This is a genomic window from Streptomyces sp. NPDC004561, assembly GCF_053602155.1.
On the sequence record NZ_JBSGDB010000448.1, the window covers coordinates 1 to 7,105 of the forward strand.

Here is a 7,105-nt window from a genome sequence, read left to right on the forward strand (position 1 = left end):
GTGGACGGGAGAGGGCGGCTGCCGCGGGCGGCCGCCCTCCTCGCGTCAGGGGGCCGGGGCCGGCGGGGTGACGCCCGCGAAGCCGCGCACCGGGTAGGGCGCCGGTTCCGTCACCCAGCCCGCCACCAGCGCCAGCCGGGACTCCCGGTCGACGGCGAGGAAGCCGAAGGGGCGGTCGAAGGCGACCCTGACGACCGTGGTCTCGTAGCGGTACTGGGGCGGCGAGCCGCCCGGCGCCGTCACCACCGCCGTGACCGCGGCCGCGCTGAAGCCGACCGCGCCGAACTGGGCCACCGCCGACTGGCGGGCCTCCCCGACGGTCAGCGGGTAGGCGCTCACACCGGGGAAGTGGCCGAGCCGCGGGTCCGTCGCCGCCGTCAGGCCGAACAGGGCCGCCGACGTGAGCAGGTCGTGGTCGGCGCGCACCTCGTACGCCACCGTCCGTACGTCGAGCGTCGTCGGCTCCGGGGCGACGGCCGGCTGCTGCTCCACGTGCAGGCCCGGGCCGACGTGCCCGCGCGGCAGGGCGCCGCCCGGCGTGAGCGCCAGCGTGCGCTGTACGACGTCCACCCCGGCGGCCAGCACCTGGCCCGGCGTCATGTGCTCCTCGCCGAGCAGCAGATGGACGTCGATCCCGTTGTCGCCGGGCACCGTCAGCGCGGTGAGGAAGCCGTGCGGGGTGCCCGTCACGCCCACCCGGTCCGGCCGTACGCTGCGCCGGTGCAGCCCGCGCAGGGTGCGGCCCTGCCAGGGGCCGGCGTCCGGCCTGAGCGGCAGCTCCGTGAAGGGCTGCCGCCAGGTGGTGCGCAGCGCGAGCGCGCCGGCCAGCACCATCCGCGCGTCCCGGGTCAGCGTCACCGGCATGCGCTCGACCAGTCCGCCGGTCCGCTCGGCCGCCCAGGCGTCCAGCCGCTCCTGCGCGGTGACGAGGTCGTCCCCGAACACCCCGTGGGCGCCGGCCGGCAGCCCGGCCCGCCACTCCTCCCGCAGCGCCAGCCCCCGGTGCGTCCACAGGCCGAGCGCGGCGTCCAGACCGGACGCCGACCCCAGCGCCGCCAGCAACTCCCGCGCGGCACCGGCCGCCTGCTCGGCGGGCACCCCGAGCGCCCCGGCCAGCTCCGCCCGCGCCGGGCCCGCCGCGCCGTCGGCCAGGAAGGCCAGCAGGGGCCAGACACCCGGCCCCGAGAAGACCGTGCCCTCGGGCAGGGCCTGCGCCCAGCGCGCGGTCAGTCCGTTCACCGCCCGGACGACCGTGTCGCCCACCCTGCTTTCCATCGTGCTCCGCCCCCGAGTCGTGCCCCGCTTGCCATGCGCGGTCGTATGTCAGTCCGGCCGCCGGTCCAGGCTGCCGCCCCCTGCCTCAGGAGCACGTTACCGGTGTCCATGCCCCCGCCTCCCGGCCCCCATCAGCCACAAGGGCCGTATCGGCCATCGCGGGCGGACCCCCGGGGGCCGTGCGCGCCGCCGTCGTTCCCCCAACAGCCCGGGGTCCCGTGCGGGTTGGCCGTACCGGCCGTGGACGCGAAACCACCGCCCGGACAACCGGCCGGCGCGGGTCAGCGGCTTCGCCGTCGCCTCCCTCGGGCCGATCGCGCCGCTGCTCGCGACGGGCGGTGCCCACGGCTTCTGGCAGGGAGTCAGGGACGGCGCACGCGACGGCGCGAGCGCCTCGGGAGTCCAGGGGGAGTGCACCAACGCGCCGGGCGACCGGCCGCGGCCACCCCCGGGGACCGGGCGTGGAGGTGTGAGGGGGCACCTATACGGGGGAGAAATGCCTGGGTAAAGCCCTCACCCGGCGCTTGTCATCACTTCGAGTGATTCTCTGGCCTTTACTTGCCTGGCCCAACCCACGGTTGCCACGCTGTTGCTGTCTGTACAATCTGATGGGAGCGGCCAGTGACTTTCGGTGAGCAGCCGGCGTATCTGCGTGTCGCGGGTGATCTCCGCAAGAAGATCGTCGACGGTTCGCTGCCACCCCACACCCGGCTCCCCTCACAGGCCCGCATCCGCGAGGAGTATGGCGTCTCGGACACGGTCGCCCTGGAGGCCCGCAAGGTGCTGATGGCCGAGGGGCTGGTCGAGGGCCGCTCCGGCTCGGGGACGTATGTGCGCGAGCGGCCCGTGCCCCGGCGGGTGGCCCGTTCCGGCTACCGCCCGTCCGGCGGCGCCACGCCCTTCCGGCAGGAGCAGGCCGACGCCTCGGCGCGCGGCACCTGGGAGTCCAGCAGCGAGCAGGCCGAGGCCGGGGTCGCCCTTGCCGAGCGGCTCGGGATCCAGGTCGGCGACCGTGTCATGCGCACCAAGTACCTGTACCGCGAGGCCGGCGAGCCGATGATGCTCTCCACCTCCTGGGAGCCCCTCGCCGTCACCGGCCGCACCCCGGTGATGCTGCCGGAGGAGGGGCCGCTCGGCGGCATGGGCGTGGTCGAGCGCATGCGGGCCATCGACGTCATCGTGGACAACGTCACCGAGGAGGTCGGCGCCCGCCCCGGCCTCGCCGAGGAACTGCACGTGCTCGGCGGTGTCCCCGGCCATGTGGTGCTGGTCGTCCAGCGCACGTACTACGCCTCCGGCCGCCCGGTGGAGACCGCCGACGTGGTGATCCCCGCCGACCGGTACCGGGTGGCCTACCACCTGCCCGTGAGATGACGGCAGGTCCTCCGGCCCCTGCGTGTGCGCCCCTCCGGTGAGGTAGCGCACACCCCGGGCCGGCGCTCTGTGGGGTGTCCCCGGCCCCCGGTCGCGACCGGGCCCCGGACCGCCGTTGGATTCCGGCCGTTTTCGCAGGTGGCCCCTGGTCCCCCCGATATGCCCCCGATGCGAGGCAACAGCGCTTCCGACGGCGCATTCGGTCCCGTGCGCCCCCGGCGTTCTGGCTGGTTGCGTACCTCTTTGTGAAAAGGCGTATTCGCTCCGTGAAGGTTGGGCGTACGCTCGGGCATATGCGGATTGCGGTTTCCTCAGGCGGGGCTCGGTGGGGGTGGGGCGATGCCAGAACGGGTGACGAGGACGGTGGGGGCGATGAGTGAGGGCACTGTCTCCCTGCCCTGGATCGTGATACGGCAGGACGACAACGGCAATCGCTACCGCGTCGGCCGGTACGCGACACGGGCCGAGGCCCAGAAGATCGCCGACAGTCTCGACGACCGCGGCCACAGGCAGCTCTACTGGGTCGAGCGCATCGGGCAGAACGGGGACGGCGCCCACAACTGACCGGCCCCGCGCTCCCGTAGGCTCCGACCCATGACGCCGATGACGGAACGGACCGTGGTGGTGGGAGCCGCCCTGCTCGACGGCGGCCGCCTGCTCGCCGCGCGCCGCAGCGCGCCCGCCGAACTGGCCGGGCGCTGGGAGTTGCCCGGCGGCAAGGTCGAGACGGGCGAGCGCCCCGAGGACGCCCTGGTGCGCGAACTGCGCGAGGAACTGGGCGTGGACGCCGAGACCGTCGAGCGCGTCCCCGGTCAGTGGCCGCTGCGGGAGCCGTACGTCCTGTGGGTGTGGACCGCCCGGCTGCGCCCCGGCTCGCTAGCGCCCCGGCCCCTCCAGGACCACGACGAGCTGCGCTGGCTGACCCCTGCCGAGCTGTGGGACGTGCCCTGGCTGGACCAGGACGTGGCCGCCGTGCGGGAGATCGCCGCGCGCCTCGCCACCGGCGCCCACTGAGTCCGCATCCGCCCCCGCGCCGCTGCCGTCGCCCCGGTGCCGCCGTCCGCCGCCCCCGCGTACGCCGTTCGTGCCACAGTGCGCCCTCCTGGACGGTACTGCCCACCGGATATCGGGTATGTGCCCATTAACCCCACGAAACCAGACATGGGTGGGCTCGCTGTCCTGGGAAGTGATCGGCGTGATCGACACCGACGGCGACTGCGTCGAGTGGACCTTTTCCGCGGACCCGGGTGCCGTGCGCACCGCCCGCACCGCGGTCCGCGGCCAGTTGCACGGCTGGGGCCTCGACAGCGTCGCCGATCTCGCCGCGCTGCTCGTCAGTGAACTCGTCACCAACTCCCTTCGGCACGCGACCGGCCCCATCGGCGTACGGCTGGTACGGCCTGCCCGTCTCGACGGCACCCTGCGGGTGGAGGTCTCCGACCCGCTCCCCGATCCGCCGCGCGAGCGCGTCGCCCGGCCCGAGGACGAGAGCGGGCGCGGACTCCAACTGGTCGCCGGCTCCTCGCGCCGCTGGGGCACCCGCCCCGGAGTGAACGGAAAGACCGTCTGGTTCGAACTCGCGGTACCGGGGTGAGGCGGGGCGGCCGCGAGCCGCCGAGGGGGGTGTGCATCCGCCGGTGCGCCGTCAACCGCCCGGGTCCTGACGGGACCCGCTGCGCAGTCTGTGGTTCGACGGCGTGTTCCCTGGTTAGAAGAGTGGAAGTGTTGTCACGGACCGGTCCGAAAAAGTGCTGGACCGAGCTGTGATCGTGAACACCGTGTCGTGCGGCGCCGTAGTGCTGGATACTGCGGGCAGCCGCCTCCGGTGACCGGTGCCGGACGCGGTGAGCTGGAGGGGACGGTTCGCGTGAGCGAGATACCAGCGAAGGCCACGGAGTCCGAGGACCCGTCGGACGGCGCGAGGGGCCAGACCGCGCAGGGCGCGGCGGTACCCGGTGACGCCATGTGGCAGAGCAGCCCGCCCGGCTCGATGTACGACTACATCAAGGTGGCGTCCTTCTCCATCAACCCCGGTGGTCTGGTCGACCAGTGGAGCCTGCGCGCCGAGCAGCTCTTCGGCATCTCCGCCGCGCGCGCCGTGGGCGTGGACCCCATAGAGGCGTTCATCGACCCCGACCAGCGCGAGCGCGGCCAGCGAAAGATGGCCGAGATTCTCGACGGGCGGGAGTGGACCGGCGTGGTGCCGTTCCGGATCCCGGACGACGAGGACGGCAGGCGCGGCGAGGAGGGCCTGGCCGAGGTCTATGTGATGCCCACCCGCACCGCCGAGGGCGACAAGGCCGCCGTCTGCATCGTGGTGGACGTCCGCACGCTGCGCAGCATCGAGACCGACCTGGCCGCCTCGCAGGCGATTTTCGGCCAGTCTCCGTTCGGGTTCCTGCTGATCGACACCGACCTGAGGGTCCGTCGGGCCAACCAGCGGTTCGCCTCCATCTTCGGCGGAACCCCGGACGACCACCGGGGCAAGGGAGTTCACGACTATCTGCTCCGCGGCGAGGCCGAGCGGGTTTCGGCCACCCTGCGGCGGGTGCTGGAGAGCGGCGAGTCCATCACCGACATGCATGTCACGGGCTTCGTCCCGGGCTCGGAGGAGCGCCGGCACTGGTCCGTGAACCTCTACCGCGTGCACAGCGGCAGCGGCCGGCCCATCGGCATCGCCTGGCTGGGCACCGACATCACCGCCCGCCGCGCCGCCGCCCGCGAGGCCGCGGCCGCCCGGCGCAACCTGGCGCTGCTCAACGAGGCGGGCGCCCGGATCGGCAACTCCCTGGACCTGGAGACCACCGCCCGGGAACTACTCGACGTCGTCGTCCCCGGCTTCTGCGACCTCGCCACCGTCGACCTCTACCAGGGGCTGCTGACCGGCGACGAGACCCCGCCCGGCCGCGCCGACGGCAGCGCCGAACTGCGCCGCGTCGCCTTCGCCAGCGCCGTCTCCGACGCGCCCTTCAGCGGCTCCGACGAGCCCGTCGCGGTCGGCGCGGTCCACCACTTCCCGTTCAACTCGCCCTGCGCGGACGCCCTGCGCACCGCCCGCCCGCAGCACGTGCCCGCCGAGGAGGGCGGCCTCGTGCAGTCCACGCTGGCGGTGCCGATGGTCGCCCACGACACGGTCGTGGGCCTCGCCCGGTTCGCGCGGACCAAGGGCAGCGAGCCGTTCGGCGAGCGGGACCGGGAGCTGGCGGTGGAGCTGGCCGCGCGGGCCGCCGTCTGCATCGACAACGCGCGCCTGTACCGCCGGGAACACGAACGGGCGCTGATACTGCAGCGGTCCCTGCTCCCGCCCGGCGACCCGGAGGCGTCCGGGCTGGACATCGCGTGCCGCTATCTGCCCGGGAACGCGGCGACCGAGGTCGGCGGCGACTGGTTCGACGTCATCGAACTCCCCGGACACCGTACGGCGCTGGTCGTCGGCGACGTGATGGGGCGGGGGCTGCGGGCCGCGGTGGCCATGGGCGAACTCCGCACCGCCGTCCGCACGCTGGCGCTGCTCGATCTGGAGCCGGCCGAGGTGCTGTCCGCGCTGGACGAGATCGCGCGGGGGCTCGGCACCCCGGGCGGCGTCCAGCAGGCCACCCGTACGGCCCGTCAGCCCCGCGACGCCGACCTGTCCGAGGTGTACCTCGCGACCTGCGTGTACGCGGTGTACGACTCGGTGACCAGACGCTGCACGTTCGCCAACGCGGGCCATCTGCCGCCGGTCCTGGTCGAGCCCGGCGAGGCCGCCCTGATGCTGGACGTGCCGCCCGGCATGCCGCTCGGGGTGGGCGGCGAGCCCTTCGAGGAGGTGGAGGTCGAACTCCCCGAGGGCGCGCTGCTCGCGCTCTACACGGACGGCCTGGTCGAGTCGCGCGACCATCCCCTGGACGAGGGGCTGCAGGCCTTCGTCGGGGCGCTCACCCAGCCGGCCCCCGGCCACCACCCCGCGACGACGGCGCTGCGCGCCGACACCCACCGCGACCTCGAGGACGTCTGCGACCACGTCCTCAACACCCTCGACACCCACCACGGCGAGGACGACATCGCCCTGCTGATGGCCCGGGTCCAGGGCCTGCCCGCCGAGTCCGTCGGCGACTGGACGCTGCCGCGCGAGCCGCGCAGCGTGGGCCGGGCCCGGGAGTACGCCCGTGGACAGTTGCTCAGCTGGGATCTCGAACCGCTCGTCGACACCGCGGAGTTGCTGGTCAGCGAGCTGGTGACCAACGCCCTGCGGTACGGCGAGGGGGAGATCAGGCTACGGCTGCTGCTGGACCGGACGCTGGTGTGCGAGGTGTGGGACTCCGGTCTTGTGCAGCCCAGGCGCCGACGGGCGCGGGACACCGACGAGGGCGGCCGGGGGCTGCTCCATACGCATCTCCTGAACAGCCATGGAACAAGTCGTACGCCTGGGACCAACGCTAGGGAATTCGCATGGAGGCTTGCTTGACCTGGTATC

Annotated in this window: 6 protein-coding genes; 5 read left to right on the forward strand and 1 reads right to left on the reverse strand. The window is 73.7% G+C overall.

The features are described from left to right. Positions 1 to 45: 45 nt before the first annotated feature. Positions 46 to 1,275, reverse strand: coding sequence for a serpin family protein (locus ACWEN3_RS37295; protein WP_452980414.1), 1,230 nt, complete (start codon positions 1,273 to 1,275; stop codon positions 46 to 48). A 621-nt stretch (positions 1,276 to 1,896) separates the two neighbouring features. On the opposite strand from ACWEN3_RS37295, the gene ACWEN3_RS37300 reads away from it, so the two are divergent. The 5 genes from ACWEN3_RS37300 to ACWEN3_RS37320 all read left to right on the forward strand — a co-directional run bounded on the left by ACWEN3_RS37300 (position 1,897) and on the right by ACWEN3_RS37320 (position 7,096). Continuing rightward, positions 1,897 to 2,649 (forward strand): GntR family transcriptional regulator, encoded by a 753-nt coding sequence (locus tag ACWEN3_RS37300; protein ID WP_452980417.1) that lies wholly within the window; start codon positions 1,897 to 1,899, stop codon positions 2,647 to 2,649. A 372-nt stretch (positions 2,650 to 3,021) separates the two neighbouring features. Further along, the gene (locus ACWEN3_RS37305; protein WP_452980420.1) at positions 3,022 to 3,213 is read left to right on the forward strand and encodes an SPOR domain-containing protein; all 192 of its coding nucleotides are present in this window, start codon (positions 3,022 to 3,024) and stop codon (positions 3,211 to 3,213) included. Positions 3,214 to 3,252: 39 nt separating this feature from the next. Further along, the gene (locus ACWEN3_RS37310; RefSeq protein ID WP_452980428.1) at positions 3,253 to 3,663 is read left to right on the forward strand and encodes a (deoxy)nucleoside triphosphate pyrophosphohydrolase; all 411 of its coding nucleotides are present in this window, start codon (positions 3,253 to 3,255) and stop codon (positions 3,661 to 3,663) included. 151 nt (positions 3,664 to 3,814) lie between these two features. Continuing rightward, the gene (locus ACWEN3_RS37315) at positions 3,815 to 4,243 is read left to right on the forward strand and encodes an ATP-binding protein (RefSeq protein ID WP_452980423.1); all 429 of its coding nucleotides are present in this window, start codon (positions 3,815 to 3,817) and stop codon (positions 4,241 to 4,243) included. 273 nt (positions 4,244 to 4,516) lie between these two features. Beyond that, a complete protein-coding gene (locus tag ACWEN3_RS37320) occupies positions 4,517 to 7,096 on the forward strand; it encodes a SpoIIE family protein phosphatase (RefSeq protein WP_452980426.1) in 2,580 nt (859 codons plus the stop codon). Positions 7,097 to 7,105 lie beyond the last annotated feature (9 nt).